Source organism: Ruminococcus sp. AF31-8BH, assembly GCF_003460605.1.
GTDB classification, from domain to species: domain Bacteria; phylum Bacillota; class Clostridia; order Lachnospirales; family Lachnospiraceae; genus Blautia_A; species Blautia_A acetigignens.
Window position 1 is genome coordinate 176856 of sequence record NZ_QTVN01000001.1, and the last position, 16891, is coordinate 193746.

General features: G+C 39.6%; 17 protein-coding genes and 2 pseudogenes. 10 read left to right on the plus strand and 9 right to left on the minus strand.

Translation table 11 applies throughout. The features are described 5' to 3' along the window. Nucleotides 1-18 precede the first annotated feature (18 nt). Nucleotides 19-537 (minus strand): nucleoside recognition domain-containing protein, encoded by a 519-nt coding sequence (locus DWZ38_RS00750; protein WP_117849426.1) that lies wholly within the window; start codon nt 535-537, stop codon nt 19-21. A gap of 330 nt (nt 538-867) precedes the next feature. On the opposite strand from DWZ38_RS00750, the gene DWZ38_RS22010 reads away from it, so the two are divergent. From DWZ38_RS22010 to DWZ38_RS00770, 5 genes are all read left to right on the plus strand, one after another. Beyond that, complete coding sequence (locus DWZ38_RS22010) at nt 868-1017, plus strand: hypothetical protein (RefSeq protein ID WP_178105242.1); 150 nt, start codon at nt 868-870, stop codon at nt 1015-1017. Next, nucleotides 1014-1928 (plus strand): LysR family transcriptional regulator, encoded by a 915-nt coding sequence (locus DWZ38_RS00755; RefSeq protein WP_117849427.1) that lies wholly within the window; start codon nt 1014-1016, stop codon nt 1926-1928. Before DWZ38_RS22010 ends, DWZ38_RS00755 begins: the two co-directional genes overlap by 4 nt. A gap of 183 nt (nt 1929-2111) precedes the next feature. Further along, nucleotides 2112-2927 carry a DUF3100 domain-containing protein gene (locus DWZ38_RS00760; protein ID WP_021925174.1) on the plus strand — a complete coding sequence of 272 codons (816 nt, stop codon included), beginning with the start codon at nt 2112-2114 and terminating at the stop codon, nt 2925-2927. Beyond that, nucleotides 2928-3389, plus strand: a complete 462-nt coding sequence (locus DWZ38_RS00765; protein WP_021925173.1) for a hypothetical protein — start codon at nt 2928-2930, stop codon at nt 3387-3389. It begins immediately after the preceding gene. 29 nt (nt 3390-3418) lie between these two features. Beyond that, on the plus strand, nt 3419-4753 hold the full coding sequence (locus DWZ38_RS00770) for an amidohydrolase (protein WP_117849428.1): 1335 nt from the start codon (nt 3419-3421) through the stop codon (nt 4751-4753). 184 nt (nt 4754-4937) lie between these two features. Here DWZ38_RS00770 and DWZ38_RS00775 read toward each other — a convergent pair whose 3' ends face one another. Both DWZ38_RS00775 and DWZ38_RS00780 read right to left on the minus strand, forming a co-directional pair. After that, nucleotides 4938-6491, minus strand: a complete 1554-nt coding sequence (locus DWZ38_RS00775) for an IS1182 family transposase (protein WP_117849429.1) — start codon at nt 6489-6491, stop codon at nt 4938-4940. A 111-nt stretch (nt 6492-6602) separates the two neighbouring features. After that, on the minus strand, nt 6603-7667 hold the full coding sequence (locus tag DWZ38_RS00780) for an Ig-like domain-containing protein (protein WP_117849430.1): 1065 nt from the start codon (nt 7665-7667) through the stop codon (nt 6603-6605). Between the two features lie 3 nt (nt 7668-7670). On the opposite strand from DWZ38_RS00780, the pseudogene DWZ38_RS00785 reads away from it, so the two are divergent. Then, a pseudogene (locus DWZ38_RS00785) lies at nt 7671-7871 on the plus strand (FAD-dependent oxidoreductase); the annotation flags it as partial. After that, nucleotides 7870-8141, plus strand: a pseudogene (locus tag DWZ38_RS00790) (TrpB-like pyridoxal-phosphate dependent enzyme); the annotation flags it as partial. The pseudogenes DWZ38_RS00785 and DWZ38_RS00790, both read left to right, overlap by 2 nt. Nucleotides 8142-8258: 117 nt before the next feature. On the opposite strand, the gene DWZ38_RS00795 reads toward DWZ38_RS00790, so the two are convergent. Beyond that, the gene (locus DWZ38_RS00795; protein WP_117849431.1) at nt 8259-8981 is read right to left on the minus strand and encodes a hypothetical protein; all 723 of its coding nucleotides are present in this window, start codon (nt 8979-8981) and stop codon (nt 8259-8261) included. Nucleotides 8982-9140: 159 nt separating this feature from the next. Between DWZ38_RS00795 and DWZ38_RS00800 the strand changes: the two genes are divergently transcribed. Then, entirely contained in the window at nt 9141-9830 is a 690-nt protein-coding gene (locus DWZ38_RS00800) for a peptidoglycan-binding protein (RefSeq protein ID WP_117849432.1), read from the plus strand. 174 nt (nt 9831-10004) lie between these two features. Here DWZ38_RS00800 and DWZ38_RS00805 read toward each other — a convergent pair whose 3' ends face one another. Further along, nucleotides 10005-10646: a hypothetical protein gene (locus DWZ38_RS00805; protein WP_117849433.1), complete on the minus strand. Its 642-nt coding sequence runs from the start codon at nt 10644-10646 to the stop codon at nt 10005-10007. Between the two features lie 241 nt (nt 10647-10887). Here DWZ38_RS00805 and DWZ38_RS00810 point away from each other — a divergent pair, with 241 nt between their 5' ends. Both DWZ38_RS00810 and DWZ38_RS00815 read left to right on the plus strand, forming a co-directional pair. Continuing rightward, nucleotides 10888-11745, plus strand: coding sequence for a hypothetical protein (locus tag DWZ38_RS00810; protein ID WP_117849434.1), 858 nt, complete (start codon nt 10888-10890; stop codon nt 11743-11745). Nucleotides 11746-11832: 87 nt separating this feature from the next. Beyond that, nucleotides 11833-12237 (plus strand): hypothetical protein, encoded by a 405-nt coding sequence (locus DWZ38_RS00815; protein WP_117849435.1) that lies wholly within the window; start codon nt 11833-11835, stop codon nt 12235-12237. Between the two features lie 75 nt (nt 12238-12312). Here DWZ38_RS00815 and DWZ38_RS00820 read toward each other — a convergent pair whose 3' ends face one another. The 4 genes from DWZ38_RS00820 to DWZ38_RS00835 form a co-directional block, all read right to left on the minus strand. Beyond that, nucleotides 12313-13701 carry a glycoside hydrolase family 32 protein gene (locus DWZ38_RS00820; RefSeq protein ID WP_117849436.1) on the minus strand — a complete coding sequence of 463 codons (1389 nt, stop codon included), beginning with the start codon at nt 13699-13701 and terminating at the stop codon, nt 12313-12315. Between the two features lie 107 nt (nt 13702-13808). After that, the gene (locus DWZ38_RS00825) at nt 13809-14648 is read right to left on the minus strand and encodes a carbohydrate ABC transporter permease (protein WP_117849437.1); all 840 of its coding nucleotides are present in this window, start codon (nt 14646-14648) and stop codon (nt 13809-13811) included. Continuing rightward, nucleotides 14645-15529: a sugar ABC transporter permease gene (locus DWZ38_RS00830; RefSeq protein ID WP_021924801.1), complete on the minus strand. Its 885-nt coding sequence runs from the start codon at nt 15527-15529 to the stop codon at nt 14645-14647. The genes DWZ38_RS00825 and DWZ38_RS00830 overlap by 4 nt, the downstream gene beginning before the upstream one ends. A gap of 72 nt (nt 15530-15601) precedes the next feature. Then, complete coding sequence (locus tag DWZ38_RS00835) at nt 15602-16885, minus strand: ABC transporter substrate-binding protein (RefSeq protein ID WP_117849438.1); 1284 nt, start codon at nt 16883-16885, stop codon at nt 15602-15604. Nucleotides 16886-16891: the final 6 nt, after the last annotated feature.

Sequence of the window (16891 nt, forward strand, 5' to 3'; positions counted from 1 at the left end):
AATGTACCAAAAACCTTTTTAATTTACGATCCAAATAGCAGCCATTATTCCCACAACCGTAGCAAGAAGTGCTCCCGGAAGAGTGAAACGGGTTTTCTTCACCTTTGTCATACCGAAATAAACGCTCATACAATAAAATACACTTTCCGTTGCGCTTAGGATAATGGCTGCCATAAAACCGATGGTGGACTCTGTTCCATGTTCCTTAAAAATGTCCAGAAGCAGGCTTGCTGCTGCACTGGATGAGAAAAGACGGACCAGTGCCAGAGGGACAATATCTCCGGGAATTCCAAGAGGACTGAGGATTTTCCCAAGAAGATCTCCCATATATTTCAAAAGGCCAGAGGCGCGAAGAACTCCAACTGCAGTCATAAGTCCGATTAAGGTTGGGCAGATTGATGCAATTGTTTTCAAGCCCTCCCGGGCGCCATCAAGGAAGTCCTGGTAAACATCCCTTCCGGACAAAAGACCAAAGCCAATGATTCCAAATAAAAGAAAGGGTATCATAAGATCGGACAGATATAACATGAATTTCATCTGGAACCTCCTGTTTCAGGTAAAACTGATACTATAATTCATTCTGAATAAGATCAAAAAAATCTGTTCAGAAATACTTTATAAGGTATGCCAGACATTGAAATAAATGATTATCCAGGAAAGATACTCTTCAAGATTTTTTGCATTGATCCCGCCCCTTGATTCATCTGATGTATTTATCGGATATTCTATTGGTCAAAATGCAATATTGGAATTTTGTCTAAATTTCTATATCTGTTTTTGTACATTTTAGCATTTTGACATTGAACCTGAAACACATTATCATAGGAAATAAGCTGCCTAATGAAACCATTCTGTCGGAACGTCTGAATGCAAAAATATTGTAGTTCCAAGACTGGTTCCTGTGTTGCAGATGCCATTGCAGCTCATGAGCCCCTCCGGACACAGGATGCCATGTATCTGCATCTGGTTTACAACCGTAAGAGAATTCAGATGATTAAAAAAGGAGACCTTATATGACACTGCAGCAAATAAGATATTTTATCAGCGTAGCTGAGTCCGGCTCTATCAGTGAAGCAGCCAAGCGTTTGTTTACAGCTCAATCAAGCATTTCCAGCGCTATTAAGGAAATAGAAAACACATATGACATTACTGCATTTATAAGAGAAAGCACAGGCGTACGTCTTACCAGAAGCGGCGAAGAGCTTTTAATTGAGTTTAAGGGAATTCTAAGCCGTCTTGACTACCTGGATGAGAAATATAACGGTTCCAAAAAACGGCCTTTAGGTCTGTCCGTTTCTGCCCAGCATCACATTTGCGGCATGGCCTCTTTTATTTCTGTCATCAATAAATTAAATGAACGCTATGGTTCCTATCACTGTGGTTTTTATGAATGCCGTACCTCAGAAGTACTGGATCGCGTAGAACGGGGACTGGACGATTTGGGAATTATTTTTTTCACAGAGCATAGCAAAGGACAGATGATTCAGGAATTAAGAAATCGTGGTATTATTTTTAATCACATTGTTTATCAGACAGCTCATGCTTACATATGCCAAAACCATCCACTTGCCAATAGCCAGGAAATTAATATTGAAGAAATGATACAATATCCTTTTATTTCCTATGATCGTTCACCTGACACGAACCCTGCTTATACTGATCTTATCATTCCAAATTATCAGGTAAAAAAAATAATCCATGTTTCTGACCGGGCAGCGTCCTATTCTGCTATGCGTTATTGCCATGGATTTGCTATTGGAAGTGGTTACAGATCTTTTGATGATAATTACAGTGACATTATTTCTCTGCCTGTCAAAAACGGAGTTCGCCTTGAAATAGGATGGATTTTACGTCAAAAGCATACACTTTCTGATACCGCCAGCCGTTTTGTGGAGCTTTTAATGCAGAATGAAGCTGTTTCTATGTAGATAAAGATCCGACGATTTTCTTATAAAAAAATAATGCAGTGAGAAAACACCTTTCTTGATATAGCGAAAAAAGCGATGGCTTCCCATCGCTTTTTGGTATGTTCGCAGAAACCAGCTCTCATGTTATACTTACAACGTAAATTGCTACGCACCTGCGCAGAAAAAAAGGAAGGAGTTTCTTATATGGAAAAACTAAAGATTGTCATCAAAAAGTACTGGAAAATTTACCTTGCCGCTCTGGTCATTTCCGCAGTCTGTGATCTGATCGGAACTGTTAAGCTTAACATTGGCGTTGGTACACTTACTCTGTTTCCGATGGTGTTTGCCGTCATATTCGGAGGGCTTTTAGGGCCGGATATTTTTAAAGTATTCAAAACTGAGGAATGTAAAATAGGCGGAAGTCTTGTTCTTGTGGTTTTGGCACCTTTTATGGCAAAAATGGGCATTTCTTCCGGTGCAAATCTTGCAAAACTGGTTTCAGTGGGTCCTGCATTACTTCTTCAGGAATTCGGAAACCTTGGAACGATTCTTTTATCTATGCCTCTCGCATTATTGCTTGGTTTAAAGAAGGAATCTATTGGTGCATGTTACTCAATTAACCGTGATTCAAACCTTGGATTAACTACAGATATTTTTGGACCGGACGCTCCGGAAACAAAAGGAACCTTTGCAGTTTATATCGTAGGTTCTGTAATCGGAACAGTATTTATCAGCATTCTTGCAAGCGTTGTAGCTTCCTGGAATATTTTCGATCCTATTGCTCTTGGTATGGCCAGTGGAGTAGGAAGTGGATCCATGATGACTGCTGCTGCCGGAACATTAGGTGAAATATACCCACAGCAGGCAGAAAATATTATGATTATGGGTGGTGCCAGTGATATGCTGACCGGTATTACCGGAATTTACATGGGTACTTTCGTAGGCCTTCCTCTTGCCAAAAAATTATACGCAATTTTAGAGCCTAAGATTGGACGCAAAAATAATCAGGAGGTTAAATAAATGGTCAGAAAATACTTCGTACAGCAGCTTGGACTGCTTCTCATGGTGTCTGTGATTATAATACTTACAAATGTAATTGGTTACAAAATGCCTGTAAAAGATTCCATTATTGGAGTTCTTTTACTGAGTGCTATTTCTCTTATCGGTCTTACTATAAGTAAATTTATGAGCCGATTTGTTAAGCTTCCTTCTATGATGTATGTATCCCTTCTCGGACTGCTTCTTGCATGTCCTGTTTCACCGGTAAAAGATATCGTAGTGGGAACTACGTCTTCTGTTGCATTTTTAGCTCCGGCTACAGCACTTGGTGCATTTGCCGGTATTTCTCTGGGAAAAGATTTAAAGGATTTTGCAAAAATGGGATGGAAGCTGGTATTGATAACCTTATTCGTAATTACCGGAACCTTTATATTCTCCGCTCTTGTTGCAGACGTTGTTTTGAAAATGACAGGAGCCATTTAACAATCATATGAGATGAAATGAGGTAGCTTATGGAAAACTATGATATTTTAATCAAAGATTGTCAGGTTTTGAATCCTGATATGAGCGTTTCATCCACCTGTTCAGTAGGAATTAAAGACACCTGGATCAAGAAAATCGGTTCAGCAGATGAATTCGCTGATAGTGTTGCCACAGAAACACTTGATGGAAAAGGTAAGCTTGTTATGCCAGGTTTAATAGACGGTCATACCCATACCTGTCAGCAGCTGTTAAGAGGTCGTGTTGCTGATGAATATCCTATGGTTTGGACTCGTTTCCTGGTTCCCTTTGAAAGCAATCTTCTCCCGGAAGATTCTTACGTCAGCGGACAGTTAGCCTGTCTGGAAATGATCAAAAACGGAACTACTGCTTTTGCTGATTCCGGCGGTGTACATATGGAGCGTGTGGCTGATGCAGTTATAGAATCCGGTATGAGAGCCGCAATAGCGAAATCCACAATGGATATGGGCAATGCTATTACAGGCGCAATGAAGGAAACTGCTTCTGAAGCTATAGACCATACAAAAGAGCTGTATAAGAACTATCAGGGAGCCGGCGATGGCCGTGTGGATATCTGGTTTGCTATTCGTCAGGTAATGACCTGCTCCAGAGATCTCATCACCATGGTAGGTGAATGTGCCAAAGAGCTTCATACAGGCATTCATGCGCATTTATGTGAGCATAAAGATGAAGTGAGCTTTTGCCTGCAAAATTATCAAAAACGTCCTGCTGAATTTTTAGATGAAATGGGAATTTTGGGTCCAAATCTTCTGACTGCACATAATGTTATGCTGTCAGACCATGATATTGCATTGATGGCAGAACGAGGAGTAAAAATGATCCATTGTCCAAGAGCCAACCTGGCAAATCATGGCTTCCCGAAGGCTCCTCAGATCCTGGAAGCTGGTGCAAGTGTAGGTTTGGGCTGTGATGGAGCAGCTCCTTCTAACCTGGATATTTTCGATGAGATGAAGGTTCTGCGTTATGCTATGCTGGCTTATTGGGGACTTCCTTCTTTTAATCCGGTAGTTATGACCTGCCCAACTCTTTTGAAAATGGCTTCTCAGGGAGGAGCAAATGCTATCGGACATGGCGATATTCTGGGATCTGTAAAAGAAGGAAAGAAAGCTGATCTGATTCTTTTAAATATTGATCAGCCGCATATTACACCAACTCAGAATCTTGTAAATACTATTGTAGATGCTGCAAATGGACATGATGTAATCGATTCCATCATCAATGGAAAGCTTGTCATGAAAAATCGTGAGGTACTTACATTAGATGAAGAGCGAATTCGCTTTGAAGCTACACAGCATATGAATGAAATCATAAAGAGAGCTTATTAAAAAAAGCAAAAGACTGCTATACCAGAATTTATCAGAGGGGGATGTGAAAAAACTCGATTGAGTTTTTTCGCATCTCCCTTTTTGTACCTGTTGTGTATAAATGACTGAAATCATGCGCAAAGAAAGCGCACTTCCCCTACCCCATAGAAATTCTTTTTTTGAATCTATGCGGCAGTTCTGTTTCTCATCTTTTTTTCTGATATTTATATAGATTGTGGCCTATCGCCACAAGTAAAACTTCCAGTTTGACTGAATGAATACCTCTTCGGACAATTCTCTTGTACCAACGGTCGTTTTTCATAATTCCGAAAGTGCCTTCTGCTTGTATCGAACGGTTCATTCGTAATAACGCACCGTGGATACTTTCCAGGTTTTCGATTACTTCCTGATGCATGGAAGTTAATTCCTGATTGATCCGAACGGTTCGATTCTTATCTGTCTTCTTACATTTCTCTGCATATGGACATCCACTACAGTCTTCGCATTCATACAATTCTTCCTTACGTCCGTATTGATTTCCCCTCACATTTTTTCTGTATAAAAAATGGAATGCTTTATCGTTAGGACATCTCATGACACCTTGCTCATCAATTCTGAAGTTAACTGCACGAAATGGATCTTCATGATATTTCTGATCCTTAGTTTCCTTTTTAAACATTGGAAATTTCATATACTTTTCAATTCCGTTCTGTTCACAGAAAATATAATTGTTGTATGAGCCATATCCAGCATCTGCCACAGGATATTTGGGATAGAATCCATAAGTTTGTTTGAAGTGCTCCATCAAAGGAACGAAACAATCCATATCCGAACGATAATGGTTCACGTCAACAACTGCAATATATTCATCTGTTACACCAATCTGTACATTATATGCTGGCAGAAGCTGATCATTGCCCATGTAATCCGTTTTGATACGCATAAAGGTAGCTGAGTTATCTGTTTTAGAGTAACTGTTTCGATTAGGACCACAGATTTCAATTTTTTGTATGTATTCTTGAAGTTTCTGACAGAAAGTAGTCAAGTGTTCATAATGACGCTGTTCTTTGGATTTTCGCTTTCCACTTCCGTAAACAAATGTACTTGTATCCAGTTCCCATAAAAGTACTAGCTGCTCAACGATTTCATTCAGATAATCCGGTACATACTCCTGATTTGTTGTGATCTGCACCCCGCTCCATGCGATTTCTGCATTAATCTCCTCAATCTCCGCAGTGATTTTTTCGTAAAGCTTGTAACGGAACTTTTCGGTAGCCTTCTTCCATCCCCAGGTATACTTGTTTGCATTTGCTTCAAACTTGGAGCCGTCGATGTAGAGATGTTGCAGATCTACATGCTCATCGTTAAAGATAGCATGATTGATGTCGTTAAAAATGTTTTCAATCTTATCTTGAAGTATTTCATTGATGAAATATCCAAAGGTTCTGTATGACGGAGTCTGATGATCCATGAGATACATGAACCTGATATTAACTTTGCAGTTGTCTTCCAGTTCTCTCAGAGAGCAGTAGCCGCTAGTCATAAATCCGAAAAGTACTGTTTTTAACATGTTGACTGGATTATATCTGAGTCGTCCGGTTGTGTACTCCGGAATATCCGTCAGATACTTGTTTAAATCGATTCCTCCCATCAATCTGTCAAATGTTAAAACAGGATCCAGCAGATCCAAACAATCTGAAAGAAACAGTGGTAAATATCCTTGTTTTGAATTACAATAATTATTGTGTAAAGTTTTCATCGCAAGTTAATTTTACCACAAAAATAGGACCTTTCGCATAAACGAATGGTCCTATTTCTTTTAGGGACTTATTTCACAGCCCCTTTTAAATGCAAAAAAATGACAAAAACTTCAATATTTACCAATCCAATGACTTATCGGTGTTTTGCTAATATAGTCAATTTGTTCTTTAATATATTGATAAGTTCTTGGCTGTTCTTTTTTTAGTTGGTTCCTGTTTAATACCCATCGCATATAAGAGTCAGCAAAGTATTCTGCAGCATTCTCTGTATGTCTTTTATCCTCTTCTTTTTTGAGTTGCTGCATTTTGTTTGTCAAATCAGAACGGTCAGTAATCCAGGCAACAAAATGTCCAAGTTCATGATATGTGACATTTTCAAGAGTTATCTGCTCACTGCCTTTCCATATTCTTTTAGATGTATCAAAAAGTTCTGTACTAAGAGTGATTGATTTATCATAGTCATATGTGCTTGTCAAACCATAAGTCCAATTGCCAATATTTCTATACTTCAACTTAAATCCTGTGGCATTAAATATATCAAGTATTTTTTGCTCTGCTTTGGGTGCAGCCTTTTTGATATCGTATTTTAATTTTGGTGTTGGAGTCGGAGTTGGCATAGATGAATAATATAAACCTAATGGCCTATCAAAAACTGTTATAATGCACTTGTAACGTTTTTTACCTGTTTTTGCATAGATATAAGCTACACCACTATTTTTAAATCTCGCTTTACCTGTTCGTGAAACAGAAGCTACTTTTGCATTACTGCTGCTCCAAGATACCTTTGATTTGCAGTGCAATAGTTTTAATTGAATTACCCTTCCAGTGGAGCTTGCAATATTTGAATAGTTTAATTTTGGATTATTTTTTTTCTTTTTCACAGTAACTCTACACACATATCTTTTTCCATTAAGATATCCAGTAATTTTTGCTTTTCCTGCCCTTTTGCCTCTAACTACTCCATTTTTATTGACAGAAGCAATCTTAGCGTTCGAAGACCTCCATTTTACTTTACGTTTCGCTCCATTGATTCTTAAGGTTATGGTTTTGTTAACATATACTGTTGCTGTCTTTTTATTGATTTTTGGTGCAGCGGATACAGATGTTGTTGATAGCATTAAACACAAAAACATGAAAAATATTGCAATTATTTTGTTGATTCTTTTTGCTTTCATATTCTCCCGAATACAGAGAAATTTAAAAATCTGGCGGCTCTGGACGAGGGAGGATATATCATTGCAGGAGAAGACTGTGTAACAAGTACACCGGGCATTTTTGCAGCAGGAGATATCAGGACCAAACAGCTTCGTCAGGTTGTAACAGCGGTTGCTGACGGTGCAAATGCCGTGATATCGGCAGAAAAATATTGTGATGTTTGAACAGACTTCTGTTTTTGAGGCGGCTCAGATGTTTCCCGCGTGGAAGGAATTCTTCCGGCGCCTGAAAGCGCTCATGCGATCCGGGCAGCTCTGGATGAAGCAATGAAATGTAAAGAGACTGGAGAAGAAAAGACTATTGTGTTTGGACTTACCGGAACAGGATATTTTGATATGTTTGCTTATGGAAGATATAATGATGGAGAAATGAGTGATTATATTCCCACAGATGCAGAACTCCAGGCTGGATTTGATGGAATTCCAAAAATTTAAATCGTAAGATTGCTTCTGTGGGAGTCCCGCAGTAAGTAAAATAAAAACCCGTACCCGGCAGCCGTGACAACATGGCAGCCGGGTATGAGTTTTGCTGGAGGATATGTTCTTGTTAGTTTATGCTTCCCCGAAATGATAGGCGACATTCAGTCCTTTGAATACGTCAGCATTTATTTGCATTCCTTCATATAATTTTATATAATCTTCAAAAGTCCTGTAGCGCTCAACGGAATCACACTGACTGCAGGGATTATCTATAGGAAATATTTCAGTGACACCGTCTGCTGTTTCGACAAATATAAGAGAACAGATACCAAAATTGTCGACCATTGCGAAAGAAACATATTTAGTCAGAGTGCCGTTTATCTGGATTGTGTTTTCTTTAAAGGCTTTTTCCTCTTCGGTTAAGCTGTCAGCAGAAAGCTTTCCCGTTTCGATTAAATATTGTTTGTCTTCAATATCAATGAGCTTTTTCCAGAAAGTTTCCGGGGAGCAGGAAATAAGCTTATTGATATTCTGTTTATTTTTGGAATACCAGACATGAACCTCTGAACCGCAGTATTTCTGAATGTCTTCCGGATTTTCGACTGATATGTCGACCTCTTTACCGTTGTCAGAGGTTACGGTACAAATATTAGTACTGTCTGAACAGGAAGAAAGTGTTCCTTTTATAAATGCATAGGTAATAGCTGATTCCGAATCGTAATATTCTCCGAAATCCTTGATATCATGGTAGACCATGGTTCCCAGAGGTTCTTCCGCCCAGGCGCTTTTTGGAAAAAATACACTTCCCAACAGAATATATGCAATACATGCGCCTTTAAAAAATTTTTCTTTCATATCGCTCCCTCGCTTTCCTTTGTTTTCAATATTGTATCATTATAAGAACATGAGGATGTAGTTGAAATTTTTCTTTAATTTTAGTTTCTGTTTTTCTTCATTTTATCTTTATATAAGGCAGATAACCGGTTATTAAAAAAATAAAGTGGAGAAAAAGATATGGCAACAGCAAGTACGATTATTAACATGGCAAGTAAAGAGATTGGAGTAAAAGAAACGGGGGTGAACAATGTCAAATATAATACGGAATATTATGGACGAGCTGTAAATGGTGAAAATTATCCATGGTGTGCAGTATTTGTATGGTGGGTTTTTAAACATGCCGGAGCTTCTGCTCTTTTTTGTGGCGGTGCAAAAACAGCTTCAGTTTATGAAGTATGGCGATATTATAATTCATTAGGACGCGTTTATAATACTCCGAAAGTTGGAGATCTTGCTATAGTTAGTACAAATAATGGAGGAACGTATGGGCATGTAGGAATTGTAAAAACAGTAACCAGCAGTGAAATTATTACTATAGATGGCAATTCTGGAGATGCAGTTAGAACGTCGAAGAGATCTATTGGTGGAAGAAAAATGTCATTTTGCAGACCTGCTTATGGTTCTAGCGATGGTGGAAGTACCGGAGGTAATTTATCTATGGGATCCAGCGGAACTGACGTCAGAGATATGCAGAGGAAGCTTATTGCTTTAGGTTATAGCTGTGGATCGGCCGGTGCAGATGGTGTTTTTGGACAAGGAACCTATGATGCGGTTTGTAGATTCCAAAGAACTTATGGACTGTCAGTGGATGGTATCATCGGACCGGCAACACGCGCTAAAATAAATTCTTTATATAGTCGTTTGTAAAACAATAATTTATAGATGATCATAACTAATTAAAAGTTGGTACACTGGAGTTTTGACTGATTTCAGTTGTACCAGCTTTTTATCTTTGTAGTAAGCAGGAATCAATAATTAAAGAAGTTATTATTTAAAAACCCGTACCCGGCAGCCGTGACAACATGGCAGCCGGGTATGAGTTTAATTTCCGATTATTTTTTTGCAGAAGCGTTGGGAATATGGCATAAAGATCTGTGCGACAGGACCTACGATAAAGGCACAGATAATAGTTCCCAGTCCAAAGGTTCCTCCAAGCAGAAAACCTGCGATCACAAAGAAGCAGTCTGTCAGGATGCGCACGATGCCGAAAGGTTTGTGACTTTTGTCGCTGATGACAATGGCAACCAGATCATTGGGACCTGTTCCCGCTTCCGATTTGATCACTATGGTCATGCCAAGAGCAAGGATGATACATCCTGCTACAAGGACGATGATGCGCACTGCTATGGGCAGAGAACTGTTGATACAGTCTCCAAGCAGGACGGTAAAAAGATCAATAATAGGTCCGCCAAGAAACATACAGATGATCGTTCCAATTCGTATGTAGCTTCGGTCAATGAAAAGCAGCACCATAATGATCAGAAAACAGATCATCATGTGAGTTCGTCCGTGGGTCCAGTTAAGAGCTGCCGGCCATGGGACACTGCGGAAGATTCCCTGCACAAGGACATTAAAGGGGTCAGTTCCCAGATTTGCCTGAATAAAAAAAGTCACACCCAGGTGAGCAACAGACAGACCGAAAACCAATAAGATAATTTGTTTGATTTTTTGTTTTGGCGTCATAATGTGTAGTTCCTTTTTCTTTATCTTATCAATATTTTATCATATCGGACAAGCTTATAAAAGCAGAATATCAGGAAGGTAAGTTTTACAAAATATGAATTTGCAGGTATAAAATAAAAATAAATAAAAAAGAAAAAAAGGAAATTATTCCAATAAGAGACGTAATTTTGACAGTTTCTGCAAAATGGATAAGTTAAAGGCGTATAATGAAAGAAAAATATTATGTCAGGAGGAAGAGAAAATGAACTACAAGAAATTGACAGCAGTATTTATGGCATTGGGAATAGCAGCAACGTGTTTTTCCGGATGCGGACTGACAGAGGGGAATGGAGGAACATCTGCTTCGGAACCGACCAAGGCGGCGGCCACAGCAGCACCAAAACCTACGAAAGCAGCTGCGCAGACAGGCTCAGGGTCTCAGTCCGGCAATATAGGAAACACATCTTCAGAAGCGGAAAAAGAAATTACATATATAAACGGAGTTTTAACAGATTCCGATGAGGACAGTGTAACAATCGAGTATGGATCTGACGGGGATTTTAATCAGACAACTTTTGATATCAGTAATGCGGATATTCAGATAGGCGAAAACAAGAAACAGGGGGGACCTTTAGCGGCAAATCTGAATCTTAAAATTGGATATTATGTGGAGAATGGAGATTACATTGCTGTTTCTGTATATGGAGACGGAAGTGAAAGTATGACCCCAAGCTGGGTTTATAATTATGAAATGAAGTCCGTCAGCGGAAATGTAAGATATAACGATGACTCTACCATGACAATAGAGACAGGCTCTGATGGAGATTTCTATGAAATGACTTTTGACATCAGCAGTGCAGAGCTGGATATTCAGGTAGATGAAGTGATCGGAGTCAGTGGTCTTAGAACAAGCCTTAATGTAGATGTAAATTATTATGTGAAAGATGGAGTGAACATTGCTACTTATGTATACAGCGATGGGACAGAATATTTTTCACCCAGTCAGCTGTATAATATGGAACAGAGAAATACCCAGGCAGAAGAGGATACGCAGGAGTATGAAGAATCCGGGGATGCAGATTATATAGACGAGGAAGAGGAAACTTCTGAGGATTATTAACAGGGAGGGCAGAATCAAAGGAAAATCATCATTTACAACAGGGGAAAGAGAAAAATGAGATACAAAAGAATGACAGCATGATTCATAATGCTTGGGATATTGCTGGCAGGTCTTCCGGGATGTGGACAGTCCCCGAATAATAAAGAGACCTCCTCTTCTGAGAGCAGTGCTGCCGACGAACCAGAATCGGAAATCATATATATAAACGGAGTCCTTACAGAATCTGATGAGGACAGCGTAACGATGGAATATGGTTCGGAAGGCAATTTTACACAGACTACCTTTGATATCAGCAATGCCGATATTCAGATAGGAGAAAGCCGGAAACAAGGCGGACCACTGGCAGCGAATCTGAAACTGGAAATTGGATATTATGTGAAAGACGGAAAGTACATTGCTGTTTCTGTATACGGAGATGGAAGCGAAAGTATGACGCCCAGCTGGATTTATAATCATGAACAGCAGACTATGGAGGGAAAAACAAAGGAATAAAACAGATATTAAAAAGGGGATGTGAAAAAACTCGATTGAGTTTTTTCGCATCTCCCTCTTTTCAGCTGCACTAAATTACTTCAACCCAGTAGTCACCTTACAATTTGTAACCCTCAGGCTTCCCTCAGAAGCAAACAGGGATAAGCTTTCTCCCGGTCTCTTGTATGCACGTGCATTCAAAGCCACACCATCCACATAAATGGTAGCAATTGTATCATCCACGATCATACGGATGTTGTATTTCTTTCCCGGGATCAGATCAATTGGTCTTTCCAGTCCGATGTTCTGATTTGCAGGCCATGGCCAGTTCGGTTTCTTCTCAAATACATAACGGTTCTCTGTAACATTAAATACAAACTGATAAGATTCTGCTTTGTCCTCATCCTCATAAAATCTCACGCCAAATGTTCTTGTGCCCTCAGAGAACTCCACATCTGCTTCAAATTTGAAAATGTCACCGGTATTTCTTCCAACAACTACTTCTGAACTCTTAGTTGGTGTGTCGATAACGAAATCATCCTTCTTTTCCTCTTTGTCAAAAGCATTCCATACAGTTTCCGGAATTCTTACACCAAGAGTGCCATCCTCTTTCTGGTATACCTCATGTGCCATAAAGGTTCCTGCCCAGATAAAGTTTTCATCGTCATCGTCTTTGTCTTTTGTTGCAACCCAGCCAAACAGGATTCTCTGTCCGTTCAGCTCAAAGGTACGTCCTGCATAATAAGCTCTGCCGTCGAATGCATCATCCTTTGGTGCGATCCATGGACCGTTCAAGCTCTTGCTCATGCGGTAAACCATTTTGCTTCTGTCACTGTATTCTGTTACAATGTGATACCACCAGTCACCAATTTTAAACAGGTCTGGCATTTCATGCATGGTATAAAGGTCCGGTGCCCAGAAATCACCTTCAAACTTCCAGTTTTTCAGATCCTTGGAAGTAAATTTAACGGTTCTTCCTGTCTGTCTTGTTTTTGGTCCCTGCAGTCTTGCTCCAAGAATCAGTAAATACTGGTCATTTTCCTCATCACGGATTACCCACGGATCTCTCCAGTCATCCGGATCATAGCCTTCCTGTGGAGTAAAGGTAAGAGCATCCTGAGTTTTGTGCCAGGTAACCAGATCATCACTATATGCATGCATCAGTACCTGAGATGGTTTTCCAAGTGCCGGATAATCACGGTTGTAGCCGGTGTAGAAAATATGATACTGTCCCTCTGCTTCAAAAACACTTCCTGCGAAAATAAACTGATCCTGCTCTTCGTCAGTTCCTCTTGGAATTGCCACGCCACAGTCTTCATAATGAACAAAATCGGAGGTTGTTGCTAAATCCCAGCCAAATGGCTCGCCAAACGGTCCTGGTTTTCTGGTATCTCTCTGATGATATAAATAAAATTTATCTCCATGTCCGAATGGCATGCAATCACCAAACCATGTTTCTGGAAACTGATAGTATAATTTCTGCATAATATATTCTCCTTTTCTTTACAGGCGTTCATACCACGCCGTTTTTTCTGATTTATAACCAACTCACAGTAATAATTAAAAAATCCTACATTAATGTCACGGTTTACTCATCCCTTCACAGCGCCTGCTGTCATACCTGCAAGCATCTTCTTGCTGCTGAAGAAATAGAAAATAAATACCGGGAGTACTGTAACTGTAATCGCAGCAAAGGTTGCGCCCCAGTCAGTCAGTCCCATGCTTCCCACAAAGTCATTCAGACCCAGTGTAATTGTTTTCATATCTGTGGATCTTGTAAATGTATAAGCATTAATATATTCATTCCAGCAGAAGACAGCCTGCATGGTAGCTACTGTAATGATGGAGTTCAAAGACATCGGCACTACCATTTTGAAAAAGCAGCCTATCGGAGAGCATCCGTCAATAATAGCGGCTTCCAGCATTTCCTCCGGGAAGAATTTATTGAAGGAATAAAACAGCTGGATGGAATAGGATAATGAAAATGCAATCTGCGGTAAAATGATCGCCGGATATGTATTGATCAATCCCATTTTGTTAAAAATACTAAACAGTGGAATTAAGGCAACCTGCATAGGAAGCATTAATCCAAGCAGGAAATAGTTCAGGATTATTTTTCTTCCTCTGAACTTGATTTTGCTAAGTGCAAATCCAGCCATCAGTGCAAATAAAAGTAATGGAACTAATACACCGATTAAAACAATAATACTGTTCTTAAAATAAGTCAGCATATGGCTCTTTGTAAAAACGTTAATAAAGTTTGTTAATATCCACTTAGATGGAAGCGCATATGCCGGAAGCTTTCTGAAGTCATCTAATGACTTAAAGCTGGAGGTAAATACATAGAAGAAGGGATACACCTGCATAATAACCAGGAATAACGCAATGACCCATTTAATAATGCTGGGAATGGAAACTTTTTTCTTTTTCATTCGTCTTCCCCCTCTCCTGAGAATTTACGGAATAATAATCCTACTACCATACAAATAATTACGATCATAATGGCTACGGCACTTCCGTATCCATATTTCATACTGCTGAAGGCCTGTTTGTACATATAGGTTGTCATAAGCTCTGATGCATTTCCAGGTCCGCCATGTGTCAGCAGGTATGAGAACTCAAAGGATCTCAATGATCCATTTAATACCAGAAGACAGTTGGCAATGATAACCGGTTTGATGTATGGAATTTTCACATACAGATATTCCTGCCATACTGCTGCTCCGTCAATCAATGCTGCTTCACCAAGTTCATCCGGTACACCGATCAGTGCTGCATAGAAAATAACCATATACAGTCCCAGATATTTATAAGCCTCTACAAACGCTGTTACGTACAGTGAAATCTGCGGATTTGATATCCACTCCATGAACTTGAATGAAGGGTTTATGAAGGATAAAATCTGATTCACGATTCCAATTGGTGTTACAGAGAACAGTTTTGTAAAAATCTGGCAGATTGCAACTGATGAAATTACTACCGGAATATAATACAAAGTCTGTAAAGCAACTCTGCCTCTTTTGATTCGGGAAAGAAGGACTGCAAACAGTAAGCCTCCAAATACCTGAATTGCCACATTGATAATCGTATAAACAATTGTATGCCATACTGTAGAGCGGAACACGGTATCTTGTGTTAAAAGCTCCACATAATTCTTGAATCCTACAAATATTTTCTCGCCTACACCGCTCCAGTCAAAAAAGCTGTAATAACCTGCCCATACAATGGACACAATAACAAATGCAGTATAGATAAGGAATGCAGGAAAAAGAAACATAAAAATTACTGATTTCTTTCCAAATGCTTTCTGCATAAGACTCTCTCCTTTCTTTAAAAGAGACTGGCAAATTTTCCGCCAGTCTCATTCCTGCACACTTAAAATTCTTTATTTAATAAAAGAATCACAGGTTTCAATAAATTCGTCTGGTGTGGTGATTCCCTGTGCCAGCTTCTGCTGTTCATCAACAATTTTTGTCATTACATCAGAATCAAGCTTGTCATCCCAGGAAGTCCATGCTGTTTCTGCGTCCTCGAACATTGGCTGAGTGTCATAGTACAGCTGCGGAAGTCCTTCTGGAAGAGAATCCTCGTTAAATGGAGAGAATACATGTGCCTGATTGTAGCAAGCATCGGAGAAGTTCTCGCACATATAATCAAAGAATTCCTGCATTGTATCATCATATGTAGCTTTATTAAAGCCTTCTGCAAATCCTGCATGGATCGGTACATTTGTAGCCATATTATCCATGCCTTCTGTATCCGGTACCGGGAAGAATCCGAGTTCTCCGTTATCATACATCTCTTCTGCCAGGCTGATCTGTCCGGAGCCGGTATAGAAGATTGCTCCTGTACCACCGAAGAACAGGTTGCATGCGGATGTAAAGTCTACACTTGCAAATCCAGGCTCAAAATATCCTTTTGTTCCAAGATCAGAAAGAAGATTTACTGCATATTTTGCAGACTCATTTTCACTAAAGGAATCTGTTCCTGCCTGATATCCCTGGATAAATTCAGGACCTGTTACTCTCCATGGAGAGAAGGAAAGGTATCTCATAAGCTGCCATGCATCGGAACCACCTACGATTACCGGAATCTCACCTAAATCTGCAATTTTCTGGCAATCCTCTTCAAACTCTTCCCAGGTTGTTGGTGCATCTGTAATTCCTGCATCTTCAAAAATGTCTTTTCTGTACATGAAGTATTCACAGTACAGACCCTGTGGAAACAGGTACAGATTTCCGTCATCTGCATCAGTAAGGAAATCGCGGATTGCTCCATTCAGTTTATCTGCATATCCGTTTCTTTCCAGCTCTGCACCTACATCAACCAGTGCATCAATGTCCTTGCAGGCTGCGGAAAGTGTTCCATTCGGGCATCCAAAGATGTCTGGAAGTGTATCACTGTTGATGTACATCTGCAGCTTTGTGAAATAGTCCTGCATATCGTTTACAAGTTCAATTTCATAATCCAGGCCTTTCTCGTCACAGAAGTTTTTCAGAAGATAGTCAAAGGTCTGAAACTGCTCTGTTGATTCCGTTCCTTTTAACAGTGCAGTAATCTTGGTTCTCTCGCTGTCTGCTGAAGCGGTTAACGCTCCCATTCCTGTCATAAGACCAGCTGTCATAGCTGCTGTCAGCACCAGAGATACCATTTTTCTCATATTTTTCATTTCATT